Annotated in this window: 1 protein-coding gene; it reads right to left on the bottom strand. The window is 65.6% G+C overall.

Annotation, left to right across the window (positions count from 1 at the left end):
- Positions 1-244: VCBS domain-containing protein (locus KW824_RS20810; RefSeq protein WP_218410905.1), on the bottom strand; the 244-nt coding region annotated here is incomplete at both ends.

The raw sequence follows: 244 nt of genomic DNA, 5'->3' as shown, positions 1-244 counted from the left end.
TCGGTGCCATCCACGGAGGTGACCACAAAGGTCTCGACCTTGGTTTCGCCCTCGCCCAGGTACTGCACCTTGCTGTTGTCGACCTGGTAGGTCCAGGCACCGCCTTCGGTGATGGTCAGGCTGCCCAGCGCGCCCGCACTCGGGGTGCCGTTGCCGGCCAGGAACTTGGCTTCATCGGCGCCGTCCAGATCGGTCACGCTCAGGGTGCCGGTCTCGGTCAGCAGCGGGGTGCTTTCATCTTCGG

The sequence above is a fragment of the Aeromonas sp. sif0611 genome (assembly GCF_019218845.1).
Taxonomy (GTDB): Bacteria; Pseudomonadota; Gammaproteobacteria; order Enterobacterales; family Aeromonadaceae; genus Aeromonas; species Aeromonas media.
The sequence above is the reverse complement of the archived record's forward strand: the minus strand, read 5'-3'. Positions and strand labels throughout refer to the sequence as shown.